The following is a 16,790-nucleotide window of genomic DNA, read 5'->3' on the forward strand; positions in this document are numbered from 1 at the left end:
TCTGTTTAAAATCTCAATTAACTGTGCGCAAGCATCGCTTAGAAAGAAAAATTCAAACCTGCGGTAATGGTGCGTGGCAAGGCCAACGTTCCATAGTCAAAACCACGTGCTCCGATACCTAACGTTCCAGCACTTGTACCGTTTACATCGGGGTCTGCGCCTGTATAATTGGTCAAGAGGAATAGTTCATTGCCAGAAACAAAGATGCTTCCTGAGCGGAATATTTTCTGCTTGTCTAAGATAGACTGCGGGAAACTATAACGGAGCGTTACGTCGCGCAAACGAACCCAGTTAATGTCTTTTTCAACAAAACTTTCTTCTGTGAACGCCCCGTAAAAATCAGAACGGAATTGAGGCGTAACTTGGATGGTATTTGGCGTTGGTGCGTCGCTGTCTTCGCGGCCATCGCGCAGTACGCCTTTGAAAACATAAGGATTTTCTCGGTCGAGAACGCGCGTAGAAAGACCATTGCGGAACATGTACATTTCGTTCCCGTTGAAAACGTCACCGCCTCTACGAATGTCTAACAACACCGAAAGTGACCAGTCTTTGTAACGAACTGAATTTTGAAATCCTACCATAAATTTAGGGTTACGATCACCGATGGGCAAGAAAACAGGGTTTGAAATTGGCAGACCTGTGCTTGGGCTGACAAGAATATCGCCGCGTTTGTTGCGCAAGTAGCTGTATCCTGCCAATGCGGTAGTTTTTCCCTCACCACGGGTGTTTACGTACGATAAATTAGGGTAGAAAGAGCTTTGGTTGGGTGCCATGGCACTTGCCCGAACGTTTCCGTACAACCATGTGTCCGAGTTGTAATACTCCGCCACTTCGCCAGGAAGGCTCACTACTTCATTCAGAAGACGCGTAAAATTGAGGTTCATGTCCCACTGAACATTCTTGGCTTTGATGGGCGTAATGTTCAATTGGGCTTCAAGTCCACTGTTGCGAATTTCACCACCGTTCAACAAACCAAAAATAAATCCAGTACCGTAGCTCAAACGCTGGGTCGTGATTTGGTCAAAATTGCTCTTGTTGAAGTAAGTTACATCCAATCCTACACGATTTTTGAAGAAACGTAGCTCTAAGCCAGTTTCAAAACTCCGACCACGCTCTGGGCGTAAGTTTTCGTTGCCGCCGTAGAAGTCATACAAAAAGCCACCACCCGTTGTTGTTTGTGGCACGAGGCGAGGGCGCGTACGGTAAGGGGTAGCGTCGTTACCAACTTCAGCATAGGCAAAGCGAACTTTTCCATAGCTCAAAACTTGTTGCTGCTCAAACGCAGGAAGTTCGGTGAAAACAAACCCTAAACTAACCGATGGATAGAAGAAGGAGTTGTTCTGAACAGGCAAGGTCGATGACCAGTCATTACGCCCCGTAACGGTTAAGTACAACATGTCGGCATAGCTCAAATTGAGCGAGCCCAACACACTCACCAAACGACGTTGAAGAAGGGTTGACTTGTTACGTTGGGTGCTGTTCAACGTGTTGTTGATACTGTTGAAGTCGGGCAAATAAAGTTGCTCCCCGTAAATAGCCGTTGTTTCGTAGCGGCGGTCATCTACGGTTGTACCCACCATGAGTGATGTTTTTAGCTTGCCAAAGTCTTTTTTAGCGGTAGCACGGAAGTTACCGTTGAGCAATTGACTGTTTTCTGTGGCATTTTCCACAAATCCTTTGGCCGTAATACCCGCATTGGATTCTGGATGTTGGAAGCGGTTGTAACGCGTTGAAAAAATGTCGGCCCCTAAGATTCCCGCTAAAGTAAGCCAAGGCGTTACGTTATAATCCAACTGAATGTTACCAACAGTACGGTTGATTCGGTTGCTGTTGATGTTCTTATACACGTTGAAGAACGGGTTGTCCAAGTCGTTGGCATCTTCTCCAAAAGTACGGAAACGGCGGCCGTCTGCCGTGAGGTATTGCCGTGCATCTAAATAAAACGGGAAAGCCAACATGCCAATGAGAAAACCTTGGGCACTACGAAGTGGTTGGAGGTTGTTGGTTCCGATGTAATTGAAGGAGGTGGTTGCCCGCAAATTCTTGGTAATTTGTCCTACCCCAGTCAAACGGATGTTAATCTGGTCCATTTGGTTGGTAGGTACCACTCCTTTGTCCGAAATATACGAAGTCGATAAGCGATAGGTCGCTTTTTCACTTCCACCTTCTACTGTTACGTTGTGCGACTGACGAAGTCCTTGTTGGAAAAAATTGCCAACGTTGTCATATACTTTACCGCCACCTTCGCCGATTTGGGACACTTCACCCCCAAAATAAGAAAAGTTGTTTGGGTTAAAGACGCCGTTGAAACCACGTCCGTAGGTGGTTTGGCCTTCAGGGAAACGATACACATCACGAATACTCAACGAACCATTGTAGGTGATTTTTCCGCGACCTGTGCCGCCTTTTTTGGTGGTGATAACAATCGCACCGTTGGCAGCTTCGATACCGTACAAAGCAGCGGCTTCTGGTCCTTTTAGGATGGTGACTGTCTCAATGTCGTTGGGGTTAATATCCGCTGCACGGTTTTGGTAGTCCATGTCGCGGTTGGGGCGGTCAGAAACCAACGCTCCTTGGGCAAAGGTGTTGTTTGAAATAGGCAAACCATCAACGACATAAAGCGGTTGGTTGCTATTCCCGATCGAACCCGCACCGCGCAACTGAATAACGGCCGATCCACCCGCAGTACCGCTGGTTGGGGTCATTTGAAGACCTGCTACCCGTCCTTGAAGTCCCATCATGAAGTTGTCTCGCTGAGAGTCCAACAAATCTTGACCTTTTACTTCCTGCACGGCATAACCCAGCGCGCGTTTCTCTTGTTTTACCCCAAGGGCAGTTACCACGACTTCATTTAAGATGTTTTCGTCGTTTTCTAGCGAAACATTGATGGTGTTGTTGCTCCCAACTTTAACTTCTTGGCGAATGTAGCCGATGTAGCTAAAAATAAGGGTGGCATTGGTAGGAGCATTTACCTTAAATTCTCCGTTGGCATCCGTGGTGGTACCTTTGGAGGTTCCTTTGACAACGATGCTTACACCTGGAAGCACGCTGTTGTCGGATGAACTGGTGACTTTTCCTGAAATGAGTCGGTCTTGTGCCCATGTCGTAAGACATATGCCAAAAACAACTAGAAAAGCCATACTTCGATGAAGAAGTTTTTTCATAGTTAGTGAATTTGGTTGTTAGAAATGATAAGTTGAGGTGAACTAAGTTCGGATTTACTTCAAAAAAAATCAAAAACGTTCGGATTTGCAATGTTTTTCCGAATAAAATTGCATGAGTATGCGGTTTAAAGGCGTAAATGATGCGGATTTGTGCGGATTTTTGCACGGATGAAAGTACGGGTGTAAATTCGCGGTAAATGTATATCCTTTTTGGTTTTTAAAATTCCGAACTCACTATGTCTGTAACCATTGCCCCGATTCAGGAGAGTCTCCCTGCGTACCTTTCAGCGCATCAGTACTCCAAAGTTGTCGTTATTGCCGATACAAATACCAAAAAACACTGCTACGCAAAGGTAAAGCCTCTTTTGCCCAAACATGACCTTATCGTTGTTCCAGCGGGAGAGCAGCACAAGACCCTGGCAACCTGTGAAAAGATTTGGGGCGAAATGACCAAAGCACAACTCGACCGTCACGCGGTTGTTTTTAACTTGGGTGGAGGAGTGATTGGAGACATGGGCGGGTTTTGTGCCGCTACGTACAAAAGAGGGATTGATTTTGTTCAAATCCCGACGACGCTGCTTTCTCAAGTGGATGCCAGCGTGGGTGGAAAATTAGGAATCGACTTCCAAGGTTTTAAAAATCATTTGGGGGTTTTTACCCAACCAAAAAATGTTTTGATTGACGCATCCTTTTTGTCAACCCTTCCGTATATAGAATTGCGCTCTGGATTTGCCGAAATTGTGAAGCATTGTTTGATTGCAGATGCGGCCAAGTGGGAAGAAATTCGTAAAAAAGACTTTGAACAACAAAATTGGACAGATCTGATTGCGCACTCGGTTGAAATCAAGAAAAAAGTTGTGGCTACTGACCCAACGGAAAAAGGGCTTCGCAAAATCTTGAATTTTGGACATACCATAGGTCATGCGGTAGAAACCTATTTTTTAAGCAAACCACCCAAAGAGCGGTTGTTGCACGGGGAAGCGATTGCGGCGGGAATGATTATGGAAACCTATTTGGCCTACCGCAAAAAAATGGTGGATTTGCAAACACTTGAGCAGGTTGAGGAGTTTATATTTTCAGTGTTTGGCAAAGCCGATGTCCAGCTTTCGGATGCGCCAACGGTGATTGCACTGGCGCAGCAAGACAAAAAGAACCGAGGAGGAGAGTTGCGTTTTTCAGTGCTAGATGGTATCGGAACGTGTGCGTATGATGTGAAAGTGACACCAGCTGAAATCCAACAAGCTATCGCTTATTACGTAGGTTAATTTGGGTGATAGTAAGTTTTGCAGTAAAAAATTTGCTTTTGTAGAAAATTTCGTATTTTTAATCAAATATTCTCTCAAACACCCCAAACCACGAACTATCTATGAAGCTTGTCAAACTTTTACTGCTTGGATGTGTTGTTGTTATTGTGGCAGCAAGTTGCAACACGAGTCAGAAAATTTTTGTTGAACACGATTACAGTTACGAAACTAATTTCAAAGCCTACAGCACGTACGCTTTCTTGGAATGTGAACGTGATACGGGTAATGTGTGTACAGAAGTCTATAATGCCATCCACCGACAAATGCAGGCGCGTGGATACCGACTTACCACCAACAAACCTTCGTTGTTGGTCAATTACGGTATTTTCTACGATAACTTGCGCTACCAAGGGTACATGCAGCCCGTGATTAAAAACTGGGTGGATACAGAAGATGATTCGTTTAAATATGAACCTATTCGCTATTCGCTCGACAAAGGTACAATCATTGTATCGCTGATTGATGCAGATACGGATCAGGTTGTTTGGCGCGGATATGCGGCGGGTATTTTTAAGAATCCCAATGCTGCCAATAATTATTATCGAAACGTAGTACGTACAATTTTTGACCAATATCCGCTGTTTGCTTCGGGTTATGATCCACGAGGCGGCGGTGGCCAGTCCAATGGTCGCTAGTGGCTGAGATACACAAAAAAAGGACGCCCGACGGCGTCCTTTTTTTATGCAACGTTTTCTGGCAAGCTAACTAATAGATAGTTCCTACAATGGAAAACGATTTTTTATCGGTTAAAGACAGGTGCTGAAAACCAGAAATTTCGTATGTTTTTATTAGCCAAACCCCTTCTGGTCGCATTCCACACGTGAGGCGAAGCTGTTTCTCAGAATCGTACAGTTTATTTTCTTCCTTCAACGAAACTTCAATGAGTGAAGGCATCTGGGTTTTATCATCGAAGGTCACCTTCAAAGATTGAACGGGCTGATTTTCGCCTTTTTTGAGGGTATAAAGGTTAGTTTTGGGCGTCGGTTGCGTGGTTTCGTAGCTAGATTGATACGCCTGTTTGTTAATATCTGCTTGGATAAACAGGTCTAATTCTTTGGCCCAATTAATTTCATTTGTTTGCTTTGACTCGCTTTCACCATCAAGTGACATTTTTTTGTCAACCGTCGGTTTGCGTTTCTCTAATTCACGAAGCTGTGATTCAATGAAGCCTTTTAAATCAAAATACGACTTAACTTGGTTGGTTTCGGTTTGGGGCTGGCAGGCAGCGAGGAAAACGAGCGCGACGAAAATACAAAAAAGTGGTTTCATGGCTCAATAACCCTCACCGCCTGCAAAAAGTTCGGTATTACAACAAGCTTACCCCCGTCATTTCGGCTGGTTGAGCAACGCCCAAAAGTGCTAAAATGGTTGGTGCGATATCAGCCAATTTTCCATCTTTCGGTTGCCCAGTGTATTCGTTGCCTACAAAAATGCAAGGAACTAGGTTGGTACTGTGGGCGGTGTTTGGTGTTCCATCGTCGTTTCTCATGTAATCAGAGTTGCCGTGGTCAGCAATAATGATGGAAGTATAACCGTGTGCCAGACCCGCAGTGGCAACGGCTTCGGTGCATTGGTCAACGGTTTCACAAGCCTTTATAACGGCCTCAAAAACCCCCGTGTGGCCTACCATGTCAGGGTTGGCAAAGTTGAGACAAATAAAATCAGCGGTTTCTGCTTCGATTTCGGGAAGAATGGCATTGCGAATGTCGAAAGCGGCCATTTCTGGTTTCAAGTCATAGGTTTTTACATCCTTGGGCGAAGGGCACAAAAGTCGTTTTTCGCCTTCAAATGGCACTTCACGGCCTCCTGAGAAGAAGAAAGTTACGTGCGGGTATTTTTCAGTTTCCGCAATGCGGATTTGGGTTTTCCCTGCTCCTTCAATGACTTCACCAAGGGTGTTTTTGAGATTGTCTTTGTCATAAATCACTTTCACTCCAACAAACGCATCGTCGTAGTTGGTCATGGTGAGGTAATACAAATTCAATTTAGTTGTGCCTTGTTCTGGGAAATCTTGCTGAGTAAGCATTTCGGTGATTTCGCGCCCACGGTCGGTACGGAAGTTGAAACACAACACAACATCGCCTTCGGCAATGGTCGCTACGGGAGCACCTGCTTCGTCCACAACCACGATGGGTTCAATAAATTCGTCGGTCACACCTGCTGCGTAAGAAGCCTCAATTGCCGATACAATTTGACTATCGACAACCGATTGACCCACGCCGTTGACCATCACGTTATAGGCTTTGGCCACGCGTTCCCAACGTTTGTCGCGATCCATGGCATAAAAACGCCCCGTTACGCTGGCAATTTTGCCCGTTGTGGTTGCCAATGAAGCCTGCAAATCGGTCAAAAAGCCTGCGCCACTTTTAGGGTCACAGTCGCGGCCGTCGGTAAAAGCATGAACATATACGTCATTAAGTCCTGCTTCTTGTGCGGCTTTGCAAAGCCCTTTGACGTGGTTGATGTGAGAGTGAACCCCACCATCTGAGACCAAACCGATAAAGTGAACTTTCTTTTGATTGTCTTTTGCGTATTCAAAAGCTTCAACCAGCGTTGGTTCTTGGGCAATAGAGCCTGATTCGACCGCTAAGTTGATTTTAACCAGGTCTTGATACACGATACGACCTGCGCCAAGGTTGGTATGGCCCACCTCCGAATTTCCCATTTGTCCGTCAGGAAGCCCAACGGCTAATCCGCTTGCTTCGAGTTTGCTGTGTGGGTATTGTTGAAGGATTCGGTCGTAAAAAGGCGTGTTGGCGGCGATGATGGCCGAGCGGTTTTCTTCGCCATTTTTAGCGATACCCCAACCATCCATGATGATAAGAATTACTTTTTGACTCATTGTGGGTTTTATTTTTACACTAAATTATGTTCCTTTATTAAGTATTCCAAGAAATGTTCTCCGCACCGACTTACGATTTGAAAGACATCTTCAAAGGCTGACATGTCATCGTAGTAAGGGTCAGGTACATTGGGAGAATCAGCTTGGTCGTCAAAATCACGGTAAAGAAGCACGCGCCCTTCTTCGGGATAAAAACCCGTGGAGCGATAGCTTTGGGTTTGGATGTTTTCAAGGTTGGATTCATCCATGGCAATGATGTAGTCAAAGTTGGCAAAATCGTCGCTAGAAAGTTTTCGGGCGTGATGGGTGAGGGTAATGCCGTAATCGGCCGCAACACGGCGAGAGCGACGGTCGGGGAGGGCACCAATATGATAACCATGCGTACCAGCAGAGTCGCAAGAAATGCTATCTGATAGCCCTTTTTGAGCAACGAGCTCACGAAAAGCGCCTTCTGCAAGGGGAGAGCGGCAGATATTGCCGAGGCAGACGAAGAGTACTTGAAGTTTCACGAAAGTTGAAAATGGGCCAATTTGAAAATGAAAATTAGCACACCTCGTCATTTTCAACTGACCAAATGAACGAATTATTTTTCAAATGGTTCCCCATTTTTATCGACCAACACAAACACTTCCTCACTGTCTTTTTTCATGAAATACTTTTCACGGGCATATTTCTCAAGAAGTTTGTCGGTGCCAAGGGTGGATGCTTGTTCTTTTTTGAGCAGGACGATTTGTTCCTCGTAGTATTCTTTCTGGGCCTTTAATTCTCGAAGTTCCCACCAGTTTCCAAGTTGGTCAGGAATACTATTCAGTTCAAAAAACATCAACCAGATAAGCAAACCTAGCGCACTTGCTTTGTAGAAATCTTTGAGAAAACGGAAACGTTGGAGGAACTGCATAAGTGTAGAAGATAAAAAGGTGACACCTGTTTGATGCAGAAAGAGAATGTCGAGTGCCGACGGAGTTACCCGTACGATGCAGAATGTCGATTAATTATTTTCATTCGACATTCTGCATTTGACACTCGACACTAATTAAAATTTCTTTCCAGGGAAGTAAGCTGTTTCGCCCAATTCTTCCTCAATACGGAGCAATTGGTTGTATTTAGCCATACGGTCTGAACGAGAAGCTGAACCAGTTTTGATTTGGCCAGTGTTCAACGCCACTGCCAAGTCAGCGATGGTCGAATCTTCCGTTTCACCTGAGCGGTGGCTCATGATGTTTTTGTAGCTATTGCGTTTTGCCAAACTAACAGTGTCGATAGTTTCGGTCAATGAACCGATTTGGTTCACTTTAATCAAAACGGCATTACCAACTCCTTGCTCGATACCCATTTCAAGGCGTTTCACGTTGGTTACGAAAAGGTCATCACCTACGAGCTGGCATTTAGAACCAATCGCGTCTGTGTGCAATTTCCAACCAGCCCAATCGTCTTCGGCCATACCGTCTTCGATTGAAATGATAGGGTATTTGTTAACCCATTCTGTCCAGAAATCAGCCATTTGAGCAGAAGTCAACTCTTCTTTGCTTGATTTCTTGAAGATATAGCGTTGTTTTTCTTCGTTCCAAAGTTCAGAAACCGCAGCATCCATGGCGATTGAAATATCTTCACCTGGGCGGTATCCTGCTTTTTCGATGGCAATAAGAATCGTTTCGAGGGCTTCAACGTTTGATTGGATGTTAGGGGCAAAACCACCTTCATCACCTACGTTTGTTGAATAACCTTTTGATTTTAAAACACCCTTCAACGCGTGGAAAACTTCCGTACCCATGCGAAGTGCTTGAGAGAACGAAGTAGCGTTGGTAGGCATAACCATAAACTCTTGGAAATCAATGGCGTTGTCGGCGTGTGCACCACCGTTCATGATGTTCATCATTGGCACAGGTAGCGTATTTGCATTTACTCCACCTACGTAACGGAACAATGAAAGACCTGCTTCTTGCGCTGCGGCTTTAGCAATGGCCAACGAAACGCCCAAAATAGCATTTGCGCCCAACTTGCCTTTGTTGGCAGTGCTGTCGAGCTCAATCATGATTTTGTCAATCAGATTTTGATCATATACAGAAAGTCCCAAAAGTTCAGGATAGATGATTTCGTTTACGTTCTGAACGGCTTTCAATACACCTTTTCCGAGATATACGCTCTTGTCATCATCACGTAGTTCGACTGCTTCGTGAATACCTGTAGAGGCACCAGATGGCACGGCTGCACGGCCAAGGAAGCCGTTTTCGGTGCGAACATCTACTTCTACTGTTGGATTACCGCGAGAGTCAAGGATTTGACGGGCGTGTACCGATTGGATTGTACTCATCTTTGTTAGGTAGGTTTTGTTAATAATAAAACGTTGCCTGTTAAATAGTTTAGCATACAAAGTAACGCAAAAAAAGCGTGAGGGAAAAAGAATCAGTACTATAAATGAATTTTGTGAGTGATTTTATTGGCGAAAGTAGATTCATACCCAATGATTTAACATACCAATTGTATTTTGCCAAGAGCTTCTTGTTTTAAGCAAATAAAATTCTAAAAAAGTAGAATATAGGTATTGATTGTATTGTCAAAGTTATTATATTTGGTATAATAGTTGGTCGATTACACACAACACACACGCACATTATTAGTTACATGAAGAAAATTTTACTGAGCCTTGGCTTGGCATGGATGGTATTGCTTTCCGTGGAAGCCCGACCAAAGGATAATTGGTCAAGAGGGGAAATTAAGCTCGCTACGGGCGAACGAATGAAAGGAGAGCTGCTGTATGCTCCCGAAGTTGAGGTCGTATCAATAAAACTTGACGATGGCCGCCACCGCGCCTATGGAAGCCGACAGCTGGTGTCGTTTTCATTTTGGGATGCCAAAAAACAACAGACTCGTCATTTTGTTAAAAGCCATTTGCCGCACAGTGGGCGTGAAGTGCTTTTTGAAAATGTGGCTGATGGGGCTTTGAAAATTCAACGTTTCCTCAAGCCTTATTCGCGAAAACGGCTTCTTACTTTTACTTCAATCACCACCGATGATGCTCCTGAAACAGCCCACGAACATGGGCGCTATCAGTATTATGTTCAAGATGGGGAGCAATTGATGACCCTAGAGCACTTCTTACGGAGAAGGTTTTCGACATCAACCAAAAGATGGGAAAAAGAATTGGAAGAATACCGTTATTACAACGACCTAGACAATGGCATTGCGAGTTGGCTCAAGGTACTTATATACTATAATGTGTTGGAAGCGGATCATAATCCAAAGGAATACGAAGGCAGTTTATCTGTTGGTGCGTCTTTTATTTTGATGGGCAACTTAAATTAGAAGTTGCCCATTTTTTTCTAACTTTTCAGACGCTCAATAGCTTGCCAAATTCGTTCGGCAGGCATACAAAGTGAAACCCGAATGTAGCGTTGGCCTTTAGGACCAAAAATAAATCCAGGAGCAATGAAAATATGTTTTTGGTATAATAAATCGTCCACAAGTTGTTCTGCCGAGGCAACCTCATCAGGGAGTTTTGCCCACAGAAACATACCTTCTTGGGCCAAATCGAAAGTGCAGTTTAGGGTTGTTAAAAATGTTTTGGCGGCATCCAATCGACTGTGATACACGGCATTTTGGGCGGCGTGCCATTCTTCTGAATTTTGAAGGGCGGCTACAGCGGCCTGTTGAATGCCTAAAAACATCCCAGAGTCCACGTTACTTTTTATGGTAAGTACAGCGTCCACGTATTCTTTAGCCCCTGATAACCAGCCTATTCGCCAGCCCGCCATGTTGTGCGACTTGGACATGGAGTTTAGCTCAATGGCCACCTCTTTCGCCCCTTCAATTGAAAGCAAGCTAATGGGAGGCTTTTGGTTGAGTATCAGGCTATAAGGGTTGTCGTGGCATAATAAAATGCCATGCTCTTTGGCAAAACGAACGGCATTTTCAAAAAGCTCGCGCGTGGCGGGTGCGCCCGTAGGCATGTGTGGATAGTTGAGCCACAAAATTTTTGTTTTGGCACTTACTATACCTTTCATAGCTTCCCAGTCGGGCTGCCATTGGTTATTTTCTTGAAGGGGATATTCAATGACCGTTGCCCCCACCATTTCGCTTACAGCACGATAGGCAGGATAGCCAAGTTCGGGAACAAGCACTTCGTCCCCTTCGTCTAAAAAAGTCAAACTGATGTGCGTTATGCCTTCTTTGGAACCAATTAAGGGCAAGATTTCGTGTTCGGGGTCGAGCTGTACGCCATACACACGCTCATACCATTTTGATATACCTTGACGAAGGGCAGGAATGCCTTTATACGATTGATACCCGTGGGTATCAGTAAGTGAAGCCGTATTCTTTAATGCTTCAATGGTTGCTTCTGAGGGAGCTTGGTCAGGGTTTCCAATCCCCATATTGATGACATCATGTCCTGCGGCAAGTAGCTTTCGAACTTCGGCGAGCTTCACCGAGAAGTAGTATTCCTGCGCTTGAGTGGCGCGTTTTGCAAGAGAAATAACCATGGATGGGTGCAACGTTGCGTCGAAATGTTTCTACAACGTCGTTTATTTTACAATACAACGAAAGGTTTTGGACTAAAACAGAGTACAAAGATAATCAAAGCTAACCAACCCACGACTTTTCTGGAGTTACTTAACGGGGCAATGTCGTCTGTTGAGGGATGATAAACGCCTAAAACACGACCAATCAAGAACCCGAACGCTAAAAATCCAGAGTAGCCTTCTACGGTTGGAAATAGGAGAGAAAGCCCGAGTTGAATCGTGACCGTTAAAAGAGCTAACATCCACTTGGTGAGCGCATTATTTTCGTCGATTCGACTATAACATAGTTGAAGGAAAATAATGTAAATCCCCAGAGAGGCGAATTGTTCCCAAAATAAGTTTGCATTGGCAATGGCAAACTCGTCGGCACGGTACATGCCAAGCCCTGCGTAAGTAATAAAGACAAAAAACAAAATGGGAGAAACTATCCGGTAGTTTTTGTTGCCAATAAGCCCGTACAACACATGTCCACCGTCAAGTTGTCCAATGGGAATAAGGTTGAGCGACGTGAAAAATAGCGCCAAATAACCCGCCAAAAGTAGCGGATAGTGCATGATTTCTTGAGGAGGAGGTAGGCGAGTTGGATCGGCGACGTAGGTTTTAAAAAAAGTAAAAAGCAGATTATCGCCCAATAAAATATTTCCAGCTTGATTTTTGGCATAGACAACGCGTGCAAAGCCCATCCCATATTTTTGGTATTCGGGATGAATTTTGAAGATGTAATCAAGGGTAGGAAGGGTGGCAAAACCATACCAAAGAACGCCAACGGCAACCACAAACCCCGCAAGTGGTCCTGCTATCCCAATATCAAAGTATTTTTCGCGTGAGCGAATAAACTCTTTGATACGAATAAATGCCCCAAGTGTACCGATGGTTTGTCCAATTCCAAGCCAGAGCGGAATGTAGTAGGGGAGGGTAACTTTGACTTTGTGGTATTTGGCTGCAAAATAATGCCCGAACTCGTGAACGGTCAAAATCCCCAAAAAAGGAATCGAAAATCGGAAACCTTGCCAAAAATGTTCCCAGCCTAATGGATTTTCAATCTGGTAAAATGGAAGGTCAAAAGGTCGCCCAAACATCCATTCGGCGCCTGCTAAGGACGTACTTATGATGGTGAGTACAAACAGTAGGAGCTGGAGGAGTAAGGTGCGGGTAGAGTTCACTTAAAAATCTTTTAGGTATTCGACAATCGAGGTTGGTTTTTGAACGTGAATGGTCTGAATACCAACTTCGCCTGCGGCTCTGATGTTATCGGCATTGTCGTCCAAAAACAAAGACTCCTGCGGTAAAATTCCAGCGTCTGTTAATACACCGTGGTAAATATCATGGTGGGGTTTCATCACGCCCATTTCGTACGAAAGAAAAAGCTTTTCAAACAACGCATCCAGTTTTGGAATGCCAGTCGTACGGTGAAGAATGCGATTTACTTCCTCAACGTGAATTGAGCTAGTATTGCTCAATAGAAAAAGTCGATAGCCTTTTTTGGCTAAAGCGACGATTGTTTCAACCCGTTGGGGAGGAATATCGAGTAGGAGTGAATTCCAAGCTTCGTCGATTTGGGCGTCTGTCCATTCCGGATGGGCGAGGAGCTCACGAATGTAGTTTCTAAAATCAGGGGCAGATAACTGCCCCGTCTCAAACTTCTTAAAAACCTCATTGTGCTGAATAAGCCGTTGCACATCTTCCAGTGGAAGTTGACCCAGCTCCGCAAAAGATTGTGCCGCCCGTGGAACGTCAATGTTGATAATGACGTCTCCGAGGTCAAAAATGATGTTTTTTATTGCTTTCATTCCGTAAAGACCCCCATCGAACAAAACTTGTCAATCCGCTGATTGATTCGTTCTTCGGGCGTTAGCTTTTGGAGTTCATTAATACTGCCTAAAATGACATTTTTCAGGATGTTAGCCATGGCTTGGTGGTCTAAGTGAGCACCACCAAGTGGTTCTTCTACAATTCCATCAATCAATTTTGCCATTGTCATATCCGAAGCCGTTAAGCGGAGAGCTTCGGCTGCTTGTTCTTTAAAATTCCAGCTACGCCAAAGAATAGATGAACAAGATTCGGGCGAAATTACTGAGTACCAAGTGTTTTCGAGCATGAGAACACGGTCGCCAATGGCAATTCCCAACGCTCCCCCTGAAGCACCTTCGCCGATAATAATACAGATGACGGGCACTTTAAGCATAAACATTTCTTTCAAGTTGCGCGCAATGGCTTCACCTTGACCACGTTCTTCGGCTTCTAGGCCAGGAAAGGCGCCTGGGGTATCAATAAGTGCAACGATAGGCTTGTTGAACTTTTCGGCTAATTTCATCAACCGAAGGGCTTTGCGATAGCCTTCAGGGTTAGCCATCCCAAAGTTGCGGTGTTGGCGTTGCTTGGTATTACGGCCTTTTTGCTGACCAATGATGAGCATACTTTGACCATCAATGTTACAAAATCCACCGACCATGGCAGGGTCGTCGCGCACGGTACGGTCACCGTGAAGTTCGATAAACTCCTCACACATTAGTTCGATATAATCGAGGGTATAAGGGCGATCAGGGTGGCGAGAAAGCTGCACCCGTTGCCATCTAGTGAGGTTTTGAGCCGTATCTTTCCGTAATTGTATAATGCTGTCTTCGAGTCTAATAACAGCTTCCGAAACGTCAACTTGTGTTGTATCGGCGAGTTTTTTTAACTCGGCAAGCTTGGATTCGAGCTCTGCCACAGGTTTTTCAAAATCTAAATAAGTTGGCATAAAGTTGGTTGCTTACAATTCAAAAGTTTGTCCCTTTGTGGGGATCTCGATATTTTCGTAACCGACTGATTGTAAAGTGTTTTTAAAGTGGTCCATACTTGGCTTTTCCCCGTGGACAAGGAAGATTTTTTTTAACTCGGCAGGTGCCTGTTGCTGAACAAACGTCAGAAGGTCTTCTTTGTCTCCGTGGCCGCTAAATACGTCAATTTTTTCGATATTGGCCAATACTTGCTCGTCTTTCCCTCGAATGCGTAGTGTTGTTTGGCCATTCAGAAGCCTCCATCCGAGCGTTCCTTCGGCACAATAACCGATGAGCAATATGGTGCAGTAAGGATTGCTAATGTTCTGAGCCACATGGTATTCGACGCGTCCACCTTGCACCATTCCAGAGGAAGAAATGATGATACAAGGCTCTACATGGTTTGAAATAGCGCGGCTGGCGTCTGTACTTTCGAGGTAGATTAAATTTTCAAAGTCAAACAACGATTCATTCTCTTCGTTAAACTCACGGGCCTCGCGGTTTAGCATTCGAACGTTCCGCTGATAGACCCGCGAGCTTTCAAAAGCAAGCGGACTGTCGGCAAAAACTTTGATGGGAGGAAGCTGATGATTATTATATAATTTATTTAAGGTATATAATAAAGCCTGAGTTCGTCCCACACTAAAAGACGGAATAATAAGCCGCCCTGGAATGTCAACACAGGTACGTTTGATAACATCTGCCAAAGCCAAATCGGGCGAAACGCCTTTTTCATGCAAACGATTGCCGTAGGTTGTTTCACATACTAAGAAATCAACTTGGGGCAAAGTAGCTGGATCAATAAGAAGTGGGTAGCCTTTACGGCCCACATCACCCGAAAATCCAATGGTTTTTTTCTGCCCGTTTTCCCAAACTTCAACTACGATATGTGCTGCACCCAATAAATGCCCTGCGGGGATAAAAGTAATAATGACGTTGTCGGATACCCTAAAACGGCGATTAAAGGCAAGTGGAACAAAGTTTTCGAGTGCTTGACGTACTTGTTTTTCGAGGTATAAATCTTTAGGAAGTTCTTTTTTTCTGCCTTTTTTTCGTTTACGTTGCGAATCCGAACTGTTCAATTCATTGATTCGCTTCTGATTCAGCATTGCTGCATCTTTAAGTAATATACTGGTTAGAGCAAAAGTAGAATCGGTACACAGTACTTGTCCTTCGTATCCATCTCGATACAAGTTTGGGATATTTCCAGAGTGATCAATATGGGCGTGAGTCAATAAAACTACGTTAATTGACGGAGCTTCAAAAGGGAAAAGTGCGTTTGGAAATGGGGGTGGGGTATCGTTGAGCGCGCGTCTTCGGTCGCCGCTTTCAAAGTCAGAACCACAGTCAATCAAAATACGATAATCGTCTTCCAATTCTAGGAGGTACATGCTACCAGTAACCTGTTGTGAAGCCCCCCAAAAAGTTAATTTCATATGAAGTCAGTTATTCCTCTTATGTACTCAATGCGGAACAAGAGGAGAGTTCGTTACGTTTCCTTCAAAGGTTTAAACACAATAATGCGAATAAGCGATTGAAGAAGGGTTTCTGCAAAAGTATCAAAAACAGCTTAAAAAAACATTATTCTGCTAACGGAATAGGACGGGCGATTCGTTCCTCTAAGGAGATAAATGTTTCGGTTCGTTGAATACCACCTACTTTTTGAATTTTATCGTGAAGAACTTGCCGCAGATGTTCTGTATCACGACAAACGATTTTAGCAAAAATGCTGTAAATACCCGTAGTGTAATGAATATTAACTACTTCGGGAATGCGTTCGAGCTCAATAGCGACTTCTTCATAGAGCGAACTTTTGTCTAAGTATATACCTAAAAAAGCGCTAATATCCCAGCCTAATTTAGTTTGATCAACCAATAATTGTGCCCCTTTAACAATTCCAAGCTGCTCAAGTTTTTTCATTCGCACATGAACTGTACCTCCTGAAACATGAACCCGTTTGCCAATTTCGGTGTAAGCTAGGTGTGCATCTTCTAAAAGAAGCGCTAAAATTTTTAAGTCAGTTGCGTCAATTTTATCAATTTCTAAATTTCGTTCCATGATGAAGTGGTAAAATTAGATTTCATTTAACAAAAGTGCTGTTTTGTTGAATGAAATCAAAATTTTTAAAAATATTTATGGAAAATTTGCAACAAAAAATAATATCTATTAGTTTTGCATTGTCAATTAAAGAAAAAAGCACTTGG

Annotated in this window: 15 protein-coding genes; 3 read left to right on the forward strand and 12 right to left on the reverse strand. The window is 44.1% G+C overall.

The genetic code is table 11. The features are described 5' to 3' along the window. Positions 1-38: 38 nt before the first annotated feature. The gene (locus FHS57_RS08500) at positions 39-3,164 is read right to left on the reverse strand and encodes a SusC/RagA family TonB-linked outer membrane protein (RefSeq protein ID WP_229601289.1); all 3,126 of its coding nucleotides are present in this window, start codon (positions 3,162-3,164) and stop codon (positions 39-41) included. Between the two features lie 236 nt (positions 3,165-3,400). Here FHS57_RS08500 and aroB point away from each other — a divergent pair, with 236 nt between their 5' ends. Beyond that, a complete protein-coding gene (gene aroB, locus FHS57_RS08505) occupies positions 3,401-4,429 on the forward strand; it encodes a 3-dehydroquinate synthase (RefSeq protein WP_183972516.1) in 1,029 nt (342 codons plus the stop codon). Positions 4,430-4,530: 101 nt separating this feature from the next. After that, the gene (locus tag FHS57_RS08510) at positions 4,531-5,103 is read left to right on the forward strand and encodes a DUF4136 domain-containing protein (protein ID WP_183972517.1); all 573 of its coding nucleotides are present in this window, start codon (positions 4,531-4,533) and stop codon (positions 5,101-5,103) included. Positions 5,104-5,173: 70 nt separating this feature from the next. Here the strand turns inward: FHS57_RS08510 and FHS57_RS08515 are convergent, their stop codons facing one another. The 5 genes from FHS57_RS08515 to eno form a co-directional block, all read right to left on the reverse strand. Beyond that, positions 5,174-5,737 (reverse strand): hypothetical protein, encoded by a 564-nt coding sequence (locus tag FHS57_RS08515; RefSeq protein WP_183972519.1) that lies wholly within the window; start codon positions 5,735-5,737, stop codon positions 5,174-5,176. Positions 5,738-5,774: 37 nt separating this feature from the next. Then, positions 5,775-7,310 (reverse strand): 2,3-bisphosphoglycerate-independent phosphoglycerate mutase, encoded by a 1,536-nt coding sequence (gene gpmI, locus FHS57_RS08520; RefSeq protein WP_183972521.1) that lies wholly within the window; start codon positions 7,308-7,310, stop codon positions 5,775-5,777. A gap of 14 nt (positions 7,311-7,324) precedes the next feature. Beyond that, positions 7,325-7,819 carry a low molecular weight protein-tyrosine-phosphatase gene (locus FHS57_RS08525; protein WP_310586982.1) on the reverse strand — a complete coding sequence of 165 codons (495 nt, stop codon included), beginning with the start codon at positions 7,817-7,819 and terminating at the stop codon, positions 7,325-7,327. Positions 7,820-7,893: 74 nt separating this feature from the next. Then, a complete protein-coding gene (locus FHS57_RS08530) occupies positions 7,894-8,208 on the reverse strand; it encodes a septum formation initiator family protein (RefSeq protein WP_183972525.1) in 315 nt (104 codons plus the stop codon). Positions 8,209-8,343: 135 nt separating this feature from the next. Then, positions 8,344-9,621: a phosphopyruvate hydratase gene (gene eno / locus FHS57_RS08535; protein ID WP_183972527.1), complete on the reverse strand. Its 1,278-nt coding sequence runs from the start codon at positions 9,619-9,621 to the stop codon at positions 8,344-8,346. A gap of 311 nt (positions 9,622-9,932) precedes the next feature. Between eno and FHS57_RS08540 the strand changes: the two genes are divergently transcribed. Continuing rightward, positions 9,933-10,613, forward strand: coding sequence for a hypothetical protein (locus FHS57_RS08540; RefSeq protein WP_183972529.1), 681 nt, complete (start codon positions 9,933-9,935; stop codon positions 10,611-10,613). 17 nt (positions 10,614-10,630) lie between these two features. On the opposite strand, the gene FHS57_RS08545 is transcribed toward FHS57_RS08540, so the two are convergent. The 6 genes from FHS57_RS08545 to FHS57_RS08570 form a co-directional block, all read right to left on the reverse strand. Then, the gene (locus FHS57_RS08545) at positions 10,631-11,788 is read right to left on the reverse strand and encodes a pyridoxal phosphate-dependent aminotransferase (protein WP_183972531.1); all 1,158 of its coding nucleotides are present in this window, start codon (positions 11,786-11,788) and stop codon (positions 10,631-10,633) included. A gap of 47 nt (positions 11,789-11,835) precedes the next feature. Further along, on the reverse strand, positions 11,836-12,990 hold the full coding sequence (locus FHS57_RS08550; RefSeq protein ID WP_310586983.1) for a site-2 protease family protein: 1,155 nt from the start codon (positions 12,988-12,990) through the stop codon (positions 11,836-11,838). Continuing rightward, on the reverse strand, positions 12,991-13,617 hold the full coding sequence (locus tag FHS57_RS08555; RefSeq protein WP_183972533.1) for an HAD family hydrolase: 627 nt from the start codon (positions 13,615-13,617) through the stop codon (positions 12,991-12,993). After that, entirely contained in the window at positions 13,614-14,567 is a 954-nt protein-coding gene (locus FHS57_RS08560) for an acetyl-CoA carboxylase carboxyltransferase subunit alpha (protein ID WP_183972535.1), read from the reverse strand. Before FHS57_RS08560 ends, FHS57_RS08555 begins: the two co-directional genes overlap by 4 nt. A 12-nt stretch (positions 14,568-14,579) precedes the next feature. Continuing rightward, positions 14,580-16,022, reverse strand: coding sequence for an MBL fold metallo-hydrolase RNA specificity domain-containing protein (locus FHS57_RS08565; protein WP_183972536.1), 1,443 nt, complete (start codon positions 16,020-16,022; stop codon positions 14,580-14,582). A gap of 145 nt (positions 16,023-16,167) precedes the next feature. Next, positions 16,168-16,644 carry an Lrp/AsnC ligand binding domain-containing protein gene (locus FHS57_RS08570; protein WP_028522858.1) on the reverse strand — a complete coding sequence of 159 codons (477 nt, stop codon included), beginning with the start codon at positions 16,642-16,644 and terminating at the stop codon, positions 16,168-16,170. Positions 16,645-16,790: the final 146 nt, after the last annotated feature.

It is taken from the genome of Runella defluvii (genome assembly GCF_014195535.1).
GTDB lineage: Bacteria > Bacteroidota > Bacteroidia > Cytophagales > Spirosomataceae > Runella > Runella defluvii.